Annotated in this window: 10 protein-coding genes; 7 read left to right on the top strand and 3 right to left on the bottom strand. The window is 47.2% G+C overall.

Features of this window, described 5'->3' with window-relative positions:
• The first annotated feature begins 189 nt into the window (after nt 1-189).
• The 7 genes from EFB08_RS04045 (at nt 190) to EFB08_RS04015 (ending at nt 11,243) form a co-directional block, all read left to right on the top strand.
• Nucleotides 190-2,988, top strand: coding sequence for an outer membrane beta-barrel protein (locus EFB08_RS04045; protein ID WP_165864793.1), 2,799 nt, complete (start codon nt 190-192; stop codon nt 2,986-2,988).
• Between the two features lie 123 nt (nt 2,989-3,111).
• Nucleotides 3,112-3,612, top strand: coding sequence for an SRPBCC family protein (locus tag EFB08_RS04040; RefSeq protein ID WP_123125663.1), 501 nt, complete (start codon nt 3,112-3,114; stop codon nt 3,610-3,612).
• A 286-nt stretch (nt 3,613-3,898) separates the two neighbouring features.
• The gene (locus EFB08_RS04035) at nt 3,899-6,841 is read left to right on the top strand and encodes an FAD-binding and (Fe-S)-binding domain-containing protein (RefSeq protein ID WP_123125662.1); all 2,943 of its coding nucleotides are present in this window, start codon (nt 3,899-3,901) and stop codon (nt 6,839-6,841) included.
• 109 nt (nt 6,842-6,950) lie between these two features.
• Nucleotides 6,951-8,474 carry an AAA family ATPase gene (locus tag EFB08_RS04030; protein ID WP_123125661.1) on the top strand — a complete coding sequence of 508 codons (1,524 nt, stop codon included), beginning with the start codon at nt 6,951-6,953 and terminating at the stop codon, nt 8,472-8,474.
• Between the two features lie 4 nt (nt 8,475-8,478).
• Nucleotides 8,479-9,330 carry an HNH endonuclease signature motif containing protein gene (locus tag EFB08_RS04025; RefSeq protein WP_123125660.1) on the top strand — a complete coding sequence of 284 codons (852 nt, stop codon included), beginning with the start codon at nt 8,479-8,481 and terminating at the stop codon, nt 9,328-9,330.
• A 602-nt stretch (nt 9,331-9,932) separates the two neighbouring features.
• Nucleotides 9,933-10,112 (top strand): SRPBCC family protein, encoded by a 180-nt coding sequence (locus tag EFB08_RS23730; RefSeq protein WP_227006207.1) that lies wholly within the window; start codon nt 9,933-9,935, stop codon nt 10,110-10,112.
• Nucleotides 10,113-10,229: 117 nt separating this feature from the next.
• Nucleotides 10,230-11,243, top strand: a complete 1,014-nt coding sequence (locus tag EFB08_RS04015) for a zinc-binding alcohol dehydrogenase family protein (protein WP_123125659.1) — start codon at nt 10,230-10,232, stop codon at nt 11,241-11,243.
• Between the two features lie 84 nt (nt 11,244-11,327).
• Here the strand turns inward: EFB08_RS04015 and EFB08_RS04010 are convergent, their stop codons facing one another.
• The 3 genes from EFB08_RS04010 to EFB08_RS24070 all read right to left on the bottom strand — a co-directional run bounded on the left by EFB08_RS04010 (nt 11,328) and on the right by EFB08_RS24070 (nt 14,812).
• The gene (locus EFB08_RS04010) at nt 11,328-12,359 is read right to left on the bottom strand and encodes an L-dopachrome tautomerase-related protein (RefSeq protein WP_123125658.1); all 1,032 of its coding nucleotides are present in this window, start codon (nt 12,357-12,359) and stop codon (nt 11,328-11,330) included.
• Between the two features lie 391 nt (nt 12,360-12,750).
• On the bottom strand, nt 12,751-13,920 hold the full coding sequence (locus EFB08_RS04000; RefSeq protein WP_123125656.1) for a potassium channel family protein: 1,170 nt from the start codon (nt 13,918-13,920) through the stop codon (nt 12,751-12,753).
• Nucleotides 13,921-14,188: 268 nt separating this feature from the next.
• Entirely contained in the window at nt 14,189-14,812 is a 624-nt protein-coding gene (locus EFB08_RS24070; protein ID WP_227006206.1) for a putative quinol monooxygenase, read from the bottom strand.
• Nucleotides 14,813-14,828: the final 16 nt, after the last annotated feature.

Below are 14,828 nucleotides of genomic sequence, written 5' to 3'. Positions count from 1 at the left end.
GATCTAAAAACCATGAAAACTGTTTAAAGGCTGATTTTGAGAAAACAGCCTTTAAACAGTTTTTTTTGCCTGTATTAAACCAAGTCCTCTGGTAATGGTCTAAATCGAAACTATGAGGCAATGAGAAGAATACCTTTACTATTTCTATTTATCTTAATCTCTTTTCTAGGATATAGCCAGACTACCTCCTTGAGAGGACAAGCAGTGGGCGGAGGCTCGCCGCTAATCGGGGCAACGGTGGCGCTACTTAACGCGCAGGACTCCTCCGTCTACAAAGGCGCCTCTACCGATGTGGAAGGACGCTTTGAGATGGGTGGCATCCAGAACGGCCGCTTCGTGCTGAAGATCTCTTACCTAGGCTTCGGGACCTTATACCGTTCCATTACTGCAAGCGGGGCGCCTATCCAACTGGGCACGCTTACCCTTACCTCCGGTGCCACTACCCTGCGCGAGGTAGAGGTAGTAGGGAGGGCCGCTACCGTGATCCAGAAACAAGATACCGCCGAGATGAACTCCGCGGCTTTTAAGGTAAACCGCGATGCCAACGCCGAAAACCTCATCCAGAAAATGCCGGGTATCACCATCCAGAACGGACAGGTGCAGGCCCAGGGTGAGCGCGTGCAGCGTGTGCTGGTAGACGGAAAAGAATTTTTCGGGGAAGACCCCAGCGCGGTGCTGAAAAACCTGCCGGCCGAGGTAATCTCCAAAATACAGGTGTTTGACCGCCAGAGCGACCAGGCGCAGTTTACCGGCTTCAATGACGGAAACGAGCAGAAAACGATCAACATCGTGACCAAGCCTGAGTTCAGAACCGGCCGTTTCGGGCGCATCAGCGCGGGTGCCGGTACCGACGGTCGCTACAGAATCAGCGGAAACATCAACCAGTTTGAGGGCGACCGCCGCATTTCCATTGTAGGTCTGAGCAACAACGTGAACGAGCAGAACTTCTCTTCAGAAGACCTGGTGGGCGTAGCCAGTGCCTCTAGCCGGGGCGGTGGAAACCGTGGCGGCGGCGGTGGTCCCCGTGGCGGTGGCGGACCAGGCGGCGTAGGCTGGGGCGGCGGTAACAATACCGGCGATTTCCTGGTGAACTCCAATAACGGGATTGCCCGTACCAACGCCATCGGGTTGAACTACCTTGACAAATGGGGCAAGAAAGTAGACGTTCAAGGCAGCTACTTCTTCAACCACTCCAATACCGGGGCCAACTACTCCCTTTTCCGCCAGTACGGCATTGACGGCTCAGAGGAAAGCACCTACGGCCAGAACGGCAACTCAGACACTAAGAACGTGAACCACCGCGCCAACCTGCGGTTGACCTACAACATTGACTCGGCCAACTCCATCATCATCCGCCCGAGATTGAGCTTCCAGAGCAACACCGGCACCAGCTTTGACCGGGGCGCTACCCTGGCCGGATCTCCTTTCACCAGCCTGCTGAACAACTTCGGGTCTGACCTGGACGGGATGAACTTCAACAACAACATCCTCTATCGTCACAGCTTCCCTAAAAGAGGCCGTACCATCAGCCTGGACGTGACCACGGGCTACAACCAGAACAAAGGCAATAGCGAGCTGTACTCAGAAACAGTGACCGATGAGGATATCCAGATCCAAGACCAGATCTCGGTGCTGGACAACAAAGGCCTGAACCTGGGCGCCAACCTGAACTACACCGAGCCGCTTACCAAAAACACGCAATTGCAGCTGACCTATACCACCAACTACAGCAACTCAGACGGTGACAAGCGCACCTATGAGCGGGCCGAGAACAGCGAAGTGTATGACAATTTGCTGGCCAGCCAGTCCAGTACGGTGGAGAACAGAACCATGACCCAGGAGTTTGGCACCGGCTGGCGCTACAACACCCGTGATTTCCAGGTGATGCTGAACGCCCGCTACCAGTTCCTGAACATGCAAACCGACCAGATGTACCCTACCCCTATCAACCCGGAGTACAACTACCACAATGTGTTACCGTTTGCCATGGTGCGTTACAACTTCAACCAGGACCGTAACATCAGACTCTTCTACAACGGCCGTTCCCAGACCCCAGGCGTAGAGCAGTTGCAGAGCGCCATTGACAAGTCAAACTCCCTGATCTGGAGCATGGGTAACCCAGGCCTGGGCCAGAGTTTCAACCATAACTTCAACATGCGGTACTCGTCTGCCAACCCGGGCCGGTCTTCTTCTTTCTTCTTTGTGTTGGGTGGCTCAACGGCCCAGAACTACATAGGCAGACAGACCATCACCGCCAGAAGAGGCGAAGTGGTTGTTTCTCCCGGCGATACCCTCAGAGGAAACCAGCAGCTCAACAGACCGGTGAACTTAGACGGCCAGTACTCTTTGCGTTCCTTCCTGACGTATGGTTTGCCCCTGCCGTTCATCAAGTCTAACCTGAACCTGAACCTGAACGCCACATACAACCAGACCCCTGGTCTCATTGACGACGCTGAAAACAACACTACCACAGCCAATGTGGGCGGCGGGATAGTGATCAGCTCAAACATCAGCGAGAACTTTGACTTCCTGATCTCCACCAACGCTACCTACAACGAGGCCACTTATTCTCTGCGCAAGGAGCAGAACAACAACTACTACAACCAGAGCAGCCAATTCAGACTGAACTGGATTCTGTGGAAAGGCCTCACCCTGACTTCTGAGCTGAACCACCAGTACAACGGAGGTCTGTCTGAAGGAATTGACCCTACCTTCATGCTTTGGAACGGCAGCATAGGCTATAAATTCCTGAAAGACCGACAGGCCGAGATCAGGTTATCAGCTTTTGACATTCTGGGTGAGAACACCAGCATCCAGCGGAACATTGCCAACGCCTACATTGAAGACGTGCAGACAACCGTGTTGCAGCGCTACTTTATGCTGAGCTTCAACTACAACCTGCGCATGTTTGGTGGTAGCGGCGCTCGTCCTAATAATGACATGAACCGTCCGGGTGGTGGGTACCCAGGTGGCGGAAGAGGATTTTAATTTCGTAGTATATCCCCCCAATTTGCAGAAAGCCGTTTCTGGGCCTGTTTTTAGAAGAACAGCCCGAAACGGCTTTTTTGTTTTCAGGCCTTATCTTAGCGCCCTACCCGTAACCCCATTGCCATGCCCATCATCCGGCTGCAGACCCTCATCCAAGCACCCATAGACCGCTGCTTTGACCTCTCCCGGAGCATTGACCTGCACACCCTTTCTACCCAGCAGACGGATGAAAAAGCAGTGGCCGGTGTGGTGTCTGGGTTGATTAACCTGCACGAGACCGTCACCTGGGAAGCCACCCACTTTGGCGTCCGGCAGAAACTCACGAGCAGCATCACGGTACTGGAAAGGCCGCACCGGTTTGTAGACGAAATGGTAAAAGGCGCCTTTAAACGCATATGGCACGAGCACCGCTTTGAAGCCCTCACCGCGGAAGAAACCCACATGACTGACACCTTCGACTATACCTCACCCCTGGGCTTCCTGGGGAAGTTAGCCGATGCCCTGTTTCTGGAAAAGTACATGACGCGCCTGCTCCTGACCCGCAACCAGGTGATCAAAGAAGTAGCCGAATCAAACCAATGGAAAGCACTCCTGCAACGGGAAAAGATTTTAAAATTGAGATGACCGGTGAATAGAAACCAGGCTGTTTAAGGCTTGTTTAGAAGAAATCGGCCTAAAAACGGGCTGCCATTTTCCCCTTTGAAATAGTAGCAGGCCCTAATTCTCTTTTTGACTTTCCCCCATCCTGCCTTACATTAGAGCTTCTCCTTTCTGATAGCGCAATATCCATCTGCCTTCTCAGGTTTTGAGATAAACGTAGGCCGTTTTCAGGAGTAAAAGAGCAATAGAAGCATATTTATCCGGTTTACCGGCCCCGCCACAGCGGAGGTCTGGGAACCGCCCCAAGTACATGAGCCCAGAGAAATTACTTCACCTTGCCCATAAATTAGAAGGCGAACTCCATTACGACAACACCATCCGGACGCTGTACGCCACCGATGCTTCGGCGTACCGCGAGAAACCGTTGGCAGTGGCGTTTCCGGCCTCCATCCAGGATATCAAAACCCTCATCTTATTCACTAAACTGGAAGGCACGTCTTTGATTCCGCGCACGGCTGGTACTTCGCTGGCAGGCCAGGTGGTGGGCAGCGGCATTGTGGTGGACGTTTCGCGCACGTTTACCCAGATTCTGGAGGTAAACCCCCAGGAGAACTGGGTGCGCGTGCAGCCCGGGGTGATTAGGGATGAGCTGAACATGTTTTTGAAGCAGCACGGCTTGTTCTACGGCCCTGAGACGTCTACGGCGAACCGCGCTATGATTGGCGGCATGGTGGGCAACAATTCCTGCGGCTCCAACTCCATTGTGTACGGCAGCGCCCGCGAGCACCTCATCAGCGTAAAAGCCATTCTGAGCGATGGTTCTGAGGCCGAATTCGGAGTTTTGACGCGGGAGGAATTTGAGGCGAAATGCCGGGGTGAGAATACCTCGGGTGATCTGGAGACTCGCATTTACCAGGCCACCAAAGCCATGCTGAGCCATCCGCAGACCCAAGAGAACATTAGGGCCGAGTTTCCCAAGCCCAGCATTCAGCGCCGCAATACCGGCTACGCCATTGACCTGCTCCTGGAAACCGAGCCCTTCAGCGAGACTGACGAGCGCTTCAATTTCTGCAAACTCATTGCCGGTTCTGAGGGTACGCTGGCGTTCTTAACGGAGATCAAGCTGCACGTGAATCCTCTTCCGCCCAACGAAATTGGCCTGCTGTGCGTGCACTGCGAGAGCGTGGATGAATCGTTAAGGGCGAACCTGGTGGCCTTGCTGCACAATCCCAGCGCGAGTGAGCTGATGGACCATTACGTGCTGGAGTGCACCAAAACCAACATTGAGCAGAGCCAGAACCGCTTCTTCGTGCAGGGTGATCCCGGGGCCATCCTGGTGGTGGAACTCTCTGATCATTCCCTGGCCAACGTGGAATCCCGGGCGCAGGCGCTCATCCAGGACCTGCAGAAAAACAACCTGGGTTACCACTATCCGCTGGTGACCGGTGCTGATACAAAGAAAGTCTGGAACCTGCGCAAAGCGGGCCTTGGACTACTGTCGAACATTCCCGGCGATTCCAAGCCGGTGGCGGTGATTGAAGACACGGCCGTGGATGTGAACGATTTGCCAGAGTTCATAAGGGAGTTCAACCTCATTCTGGAGCAGTATGGCCTGTATTGCGTGCACTACGCCCACGCCGGAACCGGGGAGCTGCACCTCCGCCCCATCATCAACCTGAAGACCGAGGAAGGCAACCAGCTGTTCCGGTCCATCGCTACGGAGATAGCCACGCTAGTGAAGAAGTACCGCGGCTCCCTGAGCGGTGAGCACGGCGACGGCCGTTTGCGCGGCGAGTTCATCCCGTTCATGATTGGCGAGGAGAACTACAAACTGCTGGAGGAAGTGAAACGCGTGTGGGACCCGGGCAACATCTTCAACCCGGGCAAGATTGTGAACACGCCCTCTATGAACACCTTCCTGCGCTACGAGGCGGGCCAGGAAACACCTGAGTTTGACACCGTGTTCAAGTTCAAAGATGCGGGCGGCGTACTGCGGGCGGCCGAGCTATGCAACGGATCGGGCGATTGCCGCAAAACGCACCTCACTGGCGGTACCATGTGCCCCAGTTACATGGTGACCCGCCACGAGCGCGACACCACCCGCGGCCGGGCCAACACCGTGCGCGAGTTTCTGACCCGTTCCACCAAAGAAAACCGCTTTGACCACGAGGAAATCAAAGAGGCCATGGATCTGTGCCTCTCCTGCAAAGGCTGTAAGTCTGAGTGCCCGTCTAACGTAGACGTAGCCAAGCTCAAAGCCGAGTTCCTGCAGCACTACTATGACGCCAACGGCATTCCGTTCCGCACGCGCCTGATCAGCAATTTCAACAACGCAAACAAGCTGGCCTCGCTTTTGCCAGGTGCTTACAACCTGCTGTTTAAGAACTCTTTTACCGCAAACGCCTTCAAAAAGGCAGTGGGCTTCGCGCCGAAACGCTCCCTCCCGCTCCTGCACAAAACCACGCTGCGCGGCTGGTTCAAGAAGCACCAGGAAGAGAAGGTGAAAGAATGCGCCGCGCCCAAAAAGAAGGTGTACCTGTTCTGCGACGAGTTCACCAATTACAACGACACGCCCATTGGCATTAAAGCGGTGCTGCTGCTAGAGAAACTGGGCTATGAGGTGGTGCTGCCGGAGCACGAGGAAAGCGGCCGTACCTACCTGTCTAAAGGATTGGTGCGCGAAGCCAAGAAATTGGCCCAGAAGAACGTGGCCATGCTGCACAAACTGGTCTCGGCGGAAACCCCGCTCATTGGCATTGAGCCCAGCTGTATCCTCTCCTTCCGCGACGAGTACCTGGACCTGGTAGACGAAGACCAGTTGGAAGACGCCAAACACATGTCCATCCACTGCCTGCAGTTTGATGAGTTTATTGCCCGCGAGATCCTGAACAAGAACATTGACCGGAACCTCTTCAAAACCGAGGCCCGCCTGATTAAACTGCACGGCCACTGCCACCAAAAGGCGCTTTCCAGCGTGCTGTACACCCAGCAGATGCTGAGCTTACCGGCCAACTACAAGGTGGAAGTCATTCCCTCAGGTTGCTGCGGCATGGCCGGCTCCTTCGGGTATGAAGCCGAGCATTACGAGGTCTCCATGAAAGTAGGCGAACTGGTACTCTTCCCTACCGTGCGGGCGGCGGCAAATGATGTGATCATCGCCGCCCCAGGCACCAGCTGCCGCCACCAAATCCACGACGGCACCGGAAGGGATGCGATGCACCCGATTGAGGTGTTGTATCAAGCGTTGAGGTAGGAACATTCTGTTTTAGATCTATTTTCACAAAACAGACCTAAAACAGAAACTAATTTAATATATATGTGTGTGTTGTAATAGCTACTCCAGTTTTATATAATACTTTTAAATGAACAAGATTATCTTTTTAGTAACAAACAGATTTGGCAATATTCCAGATAAAACAAAGGATACAATTATTCTCACTTGGGATGATTGGAATGATTATTCCTACTATACATTATTTGGAATTAGTTATGTAAATAATGTAGGAGAAAGCATAGGACTTGGAGCAGTAAGAATTGCATACTATGGACAGAAAACTGGTTATAAAGAAAAGGCATTAAAGATCAACGACAAATTTGAAAAATTAGAGGAAAATTATTTTTCATTAGGCACTGATGATATTTACTATGAAAATTTGAATAAACTTGGTGATGAGCTAAGGGACCAAATTCTTAACGGTTTAAATGATATAGCTTTAAATTCAAATATCTATGAAAAAGCTATCAAAGAGGATGTAACACTTACCTCACTTTTAAGGGACATTCCATTTAGCACCGTTACAAATCAATATAAACGCATTGCTACTGGTGGTGCGAGACTTACCGATTATAGTTTTAGTTATTACTTTCCACAAAATAAAGTAACAACTAATCCTTCAAAAATAACTTTTGAAGTCATTGCTGAGCACAACCCACCAACAAATATACAGATCATCATAGGTCGAAATGGTGTTGGAAAATCACATCTTTTAAATGGGATGGTAGATAGTTTATTGAATAACCATAGCAATATAGATGTAAGCGGGAAATTTGTTTTTGATGACCTTATTAAGACAGAATCCTTTACAAATCTCATCTGTGTAACCTTTAGTGCATTTGATGAATTCCAATTTCACAATAAACAAGTAACCTCACAAATAAAATATCATTATATAGGTTTAAGAAACCTTGAAAAAATTAACGAGGTTACCAGGAACTCAGAAGGAAATATAAAGTTTGCAGATGAATTCACCTCTAGTCTTGGTTTAATAATTAGCTCCTCAAAAAAATCTAGATGGAAAGCCGCAATAAAACAATTAGATAGTGATCCTATATTTAAAGATGAGGACTTTATAGGGACTATTGATAGTTACACCTCCAATGATATTAAACCAATCCAAGAAAAATTTGCTAAATTAAGTTCGGGTCATAAGATAATTTTACTCACTATAACAAAGTTAGTAGAACTACTGCAAGAGAAAAGCCTTGTCTTCTTTGATGAACCTGAAACTCATTTACATCCTCCTTTATTATCCTCATTCATCAGAGCTATCTCTGAATTATTAACTAGCAGGAATGCTGTTAGCATTATGACTACCCATTCACCAATTGTACTTCAAGAAGTTCCAAACTCTTGTGTTTTAAAATTATCCAGGAAGGGTAACTTGGCAAAATTTGAAAGGCCTAAGTTAGAAACTTTTGGAGAAAATATTGGTGTATTAACTAATGATATTTTTGGTCTTGAAGTAACCGAATCTGGATTTTATAATTTATTAAGAGAACTTGTGCGTCAAAATAAAACCTATGAAGAAGCCTTAGAGAGCATCAACCATAAACTTGGAGTTGAAGGTCGCGCAATTTTGAGAAGTTTGTTTTTTGATAAGAACTGAGGTAATGAAGCTAATAGATAAGCCTAAGAAAGAAGTATTAGACATTTTGATAATATTAAAAATTGATACAACTAGGAAAGGAGTAATTCAGGATATTGATAGCGTAGTAGATATACTTAGGGAAAGAGAAGCTTTGTACGTAAAAAAAGTAGATGATAACACACTATTTGAAATCCCAAGAGAAGAAGTAATATCATCAAGGGTAAACAAAGCGAAAATCATATCTTACTATGAATATAGAATTCTTAATAAGCCAAATGGAAGGGAGTTCTATGATGAAATCATATTATCAGCCCCCCACGATATTTGTCCCTATTGTTCCATAAGAACAGTTAAAACAGTTGATCATTTTTTACCAAAAAGCGAATATCCAAGTTATTCTATTACTCCAACTAATTTAGTACCTAGCTGCAGAGATTGTAACACAGATAAAAAAATAAGCTTTCCAACCAACAAAAAAGATCAAACATTCCATCCGTATTTTGATAAAGTAGATAATATAAGCTGGATAAGTGCTGAACTGCAAAAAACAGAACCTCTTAGTTTTCTATATAAAGTAATAAAACCTGAATGGTGGGACGATACAATATACGATAGAGCATGCTGTCATTTTGAAGGTTATAATATCAATCAATTATTTTCAAATGAGGCAGACAGAGAATTAAGGGGAATGCAGCATCAGTTTAAAAAACTTCACTCAAAAGATAAGAATCTATTAAAAGCACACCTGTTAGAAACATATGACAGCTGTTTAAATGGGTTAGGTATTCTTGATTGGAAGACTTTGATGTACCAAGAGCTTTCTACTAATGAATGGTTCTTAGATGGTTGCATAGGAGTTAACTTCTTCGAATAAGAATATTGACAACATTGTAATATAAACAAAATTAAAAGTTCACAAAAGCGCATATAATAATACCATAAAATTGGACAAAATGGAATTGTAAGCCAAGACTATATATAGGGACTACTACTATAATTAGTTTGCCTTAATTGATTATGCATTGCTACTATGATTAATCTGCGTTTAAATTAAATGCAGCCCTATAGAAGGCAGTAGTGCTAATAAATTTATCACAGGTAAAGCCTAATATTAAGGTCAGAAAAACTATTAGCAACAGTTTCTTGTCACTTACTTTCAATGTCTATCATCAATCTCAAAACTCTCATCCAAGCCCCAACCGCTGTTTGCTTTGACTTGGCAAGAAGCGTTGATTTGCATCAGTTATCTACGACACAAACGGAAGAGAAAGCCATCAAAGGAGTAGTAGCGGGTTTGATGGAGTTAGGAGATTCTGTCACGTGGGATGCAAAACACTAGGGCATTCGGCAAAGGTTGAGCAGCCACATTACAGCATTTGAGCGGCCCTATTTCTTTGCAGATGAATGCTCACCGGTGCGTTCAAAAGCTTCCGGCATGAGCACAGGTTTGAGGCTTTACCCGGAGAAGCTACGCGCATGACAGATGTATTTCATTATTTCTCGCCTTTGGGTGTGCTGGGCAAGCTGGCAGATTACCTGTTTCTAAAGCAGTACATGTCGCGCCTGCTTTTGGAGCGGAACAGGGTAATCAAAGAAGTGGCGGAAAACGGCAAGTGGCAGGAGGTTCTCGCGATTGAAAAGCGGGTGGTGCTGTAAGCTTCCTGAAAAGTAGAACTGAAAGAGATAGGAGAAAGAAGAATTCCTGACAACCTCACAGGAATTTATCGGTAACAGGTTCTAGAACTACTAGCTAAAACCAAAAAAACAGATTTTATGAAAGCAATTGGATTTAAAACGTCATTACCCATTGAGGAAGCAGATAGCTTTCTCCAGTTTGAAAAAGAAATACCAACTGCTAAAGGGAAAGACATTCTGGTAAAGGTGGAAGCCATTTCGGTGAACCCGGTAGATTATAAAATAAGAAGAAACAGCCTCAAAGACAAGCACCAGGATACGCCTAAGGTCATTGGTTGGGATGCGATAGGTACCGTAGAGGCTACCGGCGACGGTGTGACCCTCTTCCAGAAAGGTGACCGGGTATTTTATGCAGGAGACCTTACCAGAGAAGGCTCTAACCAGGAGTACCAGTTAGTGGATGAACGCATTGTAGGGTTCGCCCCGAAAAACATCAGCATGGAACAAGCTGCCGCTATGCCGCTTACTTCCCTTACGGCCTATGAACTGTTCTTTGACCATTTTCAATTGAGTAAAGAGAAAGATGCAGGCAAAACCATGCTTATTATTGGCGGTGCAGGAGGTGTTGGCTCCGTGGCCATTCAACTGGCTAAAAAGCTGCTGGGGTTAACCGTTATTGCCACCGCATCCAGAGACGTTACCATTGATTGGTGCAAAAAAATGGGCGCAGATCATGTCGTCAACCACACCAACCTGGTGAATGAGGTAAAAAACATCGGCTTTGAACAGGTAGACTTCATTGTAGACTTTGTAGACCTGAATCAGTATTGGGAGGCCATAGCAGAACTCATCAAACCATTTGGAAAGGTAGGCTCCATCAGTGACCCGACAGAGCCTGTAAAATTAAATCAGCTAAAAAGAAAGAGTGTCAGCTTTTATTGGGAGCTGATGTTTACCCGCTCTATGTACCAAACAGAAGACATGGTACAGCAGCACCACATCCTGAACAAGATTGCGCAACTGCTGGATGAGGGCCTCTTACAGCCAACCCTTCATATGACCATGGAAGGCTTAACCGCCGAAAACCTGAAAGAAGCACACCGATTATTAGAAAGCGGCAAAGCCATTGGGAAAGTGGTAATGAAGTTCTAAAAGACAAAACTACATAGGAATCCTTCAGGCTGGCACAACTACTTACTGATCGGAATGGGTTAAGAAAAACTGCCTCGCTGCTTTTTAGGTGGCAGGCAGCTTCATCCGGTAAATGGCATAAGGGCTTGTTCTTTTGTTTTCGCCTTCGTTATAATCGGGTTGCTTGTTGATCTGGGAGCAGCTGATGTATAAATAACCATCCTGTGAAATGGAATAGCTGTCAGGCCATATGAGTCTTTCGTCTGCCACTACATCTTCCTGGCTTCGGGCCGGATTTATTTTGACCATTTTGTAGTTCTGGTAATCTCCCTGGTACAGGTTGCCGCTCTTGTCAAAGATCATCCCGTCTGTTACCGCAAACGTTCCCAGATCTTCTACCGCAGCCTCCCGTTGATCTTCCGGCAGCTCCTCATTCCGCAAAGATTCCGTTCTGATACGGTATAATTTATTATCGGTAAGGGGTTTGTAGTACAGCCATTCGCCATCTGGTGTTAAGGCAATACCATCTGATTGGAGGTGCACCGGTTCCCCCTCCTTTTTGAATTCTTTTCCATCCACAATCAGCTTAAAGGAAGGGTCATGTTTCACTGAATAATGGTCGCGCAGTAACTCCCTGATGGTTCCCGTTTCAAGATTCACCACCACAATTCCACCTTCGTTGGAGTTGGTTAAATAAGCGACCTTTCTTCGGGTATCTACCCGCACATCATTGATATAGCTTTTGTCGCTTAGTATGCCATCAAACCGGTAGACTTCTTCTATGGTATTGGTAGCCAGGTTGAACTTTACCAGCTTAAAACTATTGTCATACACTTGCTCCATTTTGGGGCAGGCCGGGTCCACCACCCACAGATAATCCTCCTCATCAACATACACCGCCTGCACACAAACCCATTTATTCTTTCCATCCTCCCCTTCTTTCCAGCTGTTCCAATATTCATTTGGGTAAGGCCTGCAGGTATCAGGCCCGGTGATTTCAACCACGTCCCATTTGTGCGGACCGGGCCATAGCGGATAGCAGGTAAACACACGCCCCTCTTTTGATACCGCTACCCCGGTTAGCTGGTAGGTATTGTCTGAAAATACATGTTCCAATTGTTCACTGTGTGTACTCATGATTAGGTAGTTTTAATTGAAATGTTATGGATAGAAATTTTACAGGTTAATACGTTCTTATGCTCTTTTTTGATAATGGAAGGTAAAGTGTCCCTTATCATCAAGGCCACTCTTATCATTATTAAATTGACCAGCAGGGCCTATCATTTTAAACTTGAATTAGGAGGTAAAAACTCTATCCTGGACGAAAAGAAAACTATCCTCGGAAAGGGAGGCAATGAAATCTGGACTTGCAACAAAAAAGCCGTTCAACAATGAATGGAGGGGCATTTTTATTTAGAAAGCTGTTCAGGAAGAAAATGAAAGTTATAATGAATTGCTGCTGAACAGTTTAATTACACCAATCTCAGAAAGATTGAACTAAGAAAATCTTAATTAAAAAAATTACCTTTCAATCAAAAGCATACACCCGTTTCCGGAATTCCTGCCGATCTTCAGCGCTTTCCGGGTTGAAACCCGCGGGATCTATATCTTCCATACGGTAGGCCATTACGGGTGCAAGGGCGGTAATGTGGTGCTCCCACCGGGAACGTAATGCGACGTATCTTTCCGCCCCTTCCTGCTCATCGGCAATCGTTTTAATACCCGCCTCTTTAAATCGTTCTAAAGCAGCCTTATAACGGCGGCGCCAGCGATCATACGTTTGGGCGTCGGGCTCCTTTTTGCCTTCAGGGGCGCCACCCGGCAGAAAAGTATTTTCCAGGGAAGTTACCTGAAGGATGGCTGCCCGCCAAAGCTGGGCCACCACCGCCGATTCTTTTACGGTACTGTATTCTTTGTCGTCTAAAGCGCTCTTAATCAGGCTCGCTGTATCGAAGGCGGTTAACAAAGATTTAGAAACGGAGTAATACGGCTCGCGGAACCGGAAGAAAAATAGCACCGGGTAAAAATGATGTGCTTCCTTGGTCTGGCTTAATCCTGTAGATATTTCGGCCAGACTATCTAAGCCGTTATCAAATTTACCTTCAGGTCCCAGCCCGCAGATCAATTCGGCAGCATCGCCGGTTTCATCGCCGAGCAGGTAGCTTTTCAGCCCATTTGCATTGCGCCGCTGCAGGGCATTATACACCTGCATTAAATAAGTAAGGGTTAAGGAAGTAACCGACATACCCACCAGCGAAGTGAAAATATAAAACAGGCGGTATGGATTTGTTTGCGGGGTATGGTCGTCGGCGCCTACAATAGAAATGCTATTACCGGCGGCATACAGGGCCGTAATAAAATCGGTGGGCGTATCGCCGTTGCTGTTATTAATAGCAGAACCCAGCGCCGGATGAATAATTAGCGCTACGCCTAAGGTCAGGCTTAAGGACCAGAAACCCAAAAGGGTGATAAGAATTGCCGGGCCGCAGAAAGTCAGCAACCCTTCGCTCCCCCGCTGGCCAAACAGTTTTGGAATTAAACGAAACACACCCCATACCAACTTGGCAATCCGGTTGCTGAAAACACTGCTCCCGATCCGCGCATATAGAACGGTAAGGAAAACGTCCAGCAAAACCAGCATTAGAATTATGGCTCCCACCCCCTGTTGCAGCCAGCGGAGCGTTTCATTTCCTTCCATAGTTAAATTAAATTAAGTTAACATACCACCCAATGGTATCGGATTAAAAAAGCTTTGATTTTTTATACCCACGCTCTTTAGAATTTATAGTATTTACCCGGCCTTTAGATGGCAAACTACGGTTCAAAGGATAGGAACTACCTATATTTCTACTATATCATATTTGTGAGGACAATCCTCCGAACAAGAAACAAGGAAGTCCTACGCCTCAGGAATTTGAATGATATAGTCGTTATCAGCCGAAGCTATCCGGTAGCTTTTAATTGAATCAGGGATTAAAATTCTCCGCCGTAACGTTAAGCAAATGCATATCCGGGAAACTGCCAAGCAATGTAAGCGCATGTTTGGTTAATTCCTGGGGAATACGGCCCGTGAGGTGTTTTAAACGGGCACCATTGTCAGGGAAAACATCAAAAATGCCATACTCACCATTAGGCAGACGGATAGCAAACCACGCAATAGTCTCTTCTTCTGCCATGGCCAAAGGCTGGGCATCTTTTAAAAATTGTACCACCTCCTGCTCATGGCCCTCTTTGGCTTTAAATGTGAGCAATATTCCTTTTGTATTAGGTTCAGCTGGCGGTTGGGAGGGTAGTTTGCTGGCAAGTACCTCTATTCTCTGGATAGCCGGGGAGGTTTCAAATAATGCATCTGCCTTTTGCAGTAAGGCGCTGGCAACTGCCCCGTTAAGATGTGCCTCACGGGATGCTTCATCAGGGAAAAAATCGACGATGCCATATTCAGACCGGCCAAAACGAACGGCAAACCAGGCTTTTGTTCCGGCCTCCTGCCGTACCATTGGCAGGGCCGAAGAAAGAAAATCTTCCACCTCGTCATCTTTGCCATGTTTCGCCTCTAACCGAACGAGTAATCCTTTTGTAATCATTGTCATGGTTCAGTGTATTAAT

The sequence above is a fragment of the Rufibacter latericius genome (genome assembly GCF_003721515.1).
Taxonomy (GTDB): domain Bacteria; phylum Bacteroidota; class Bacteroidia; order Cytophagales; family Hymenobacteraceae; genus Nibribacter; species Nibribacter latericius.
The sequence above is the reverse complement of the archived record's forward strand: the minus strand, read 5'-3'. Positions and strand labels throughout refer to the sequence as shown.

What these genes read in the sequence shown, in the direction of transcription:
- EFB08_RS04040 (WP_123125663.1), top strand. Translation starts at nt 3,112, where the DNA reads ATGCCCATCATCCGGCTGCAGACCCTCATCCAAGCACCCATAGACCGC.
- EFB08_RS04035 (WP_123125662.1), top strand. Translation starts at nt 3,899, where the DNA reads ATGAGCCCAGAGAAATTACTTCACCTTGCCCATAAATTAGAAGGCGAA.
- EFB08_RS04030 (WP_123125661.1), top strand. Translation starts at nt 6,951, where the DNA reads ATGAACAAGATTATCTTTTTAGTAACAAACAGATTTGGCAATATTCCA.
- EFB08_RS04025 (WP_123125660.1), top strand. Translation starts at nt 8,479, where the DNA reads ATGAAGCTAATAGATAAGCCTAAGAAAGAAGTATTAGACATTTTGATA.
- EFB08_RS23730 (WP_227006207.1), top strand. Translation starts at nt 9,933, where the DNA reads ATGACAGATGTATTTCATTATTTCTCGCCTTTGGGTGTGCTGGGCAAG.
- EFB08_RS04015 (WP_123125659.1), top strand. Translation starts at nt 10,230, where the DNA reads ATGAAAGCAATTGGATTTAAAACGTCATTACCCATTGAGGAAGCAGAT.
- EFB08_RS04010 (WP_123125658.1), bottom strand. Translation starts at nt 12,359, where the DNA reads ATGAGTACACACAGTGAACAATTGGAACATGTATTTTCAGACAATACC.
- EFB08_RS04000 (WP_123125656.1), bottom strand. Translation starts at nt 13,920, where the DNA reads ATGGAAGGAAATGAAACGCTCCGCTGGCTGCAACAGGGGGTGGGAGCC.
- EFB08_RS24070 (WP_227006206.1), bottom strand. Translation starts at nt 14,812, where the DNA reads ATGACAATGATTACAAAAGGATTACTCGTTCGGTTAGAGGCGAAACAT.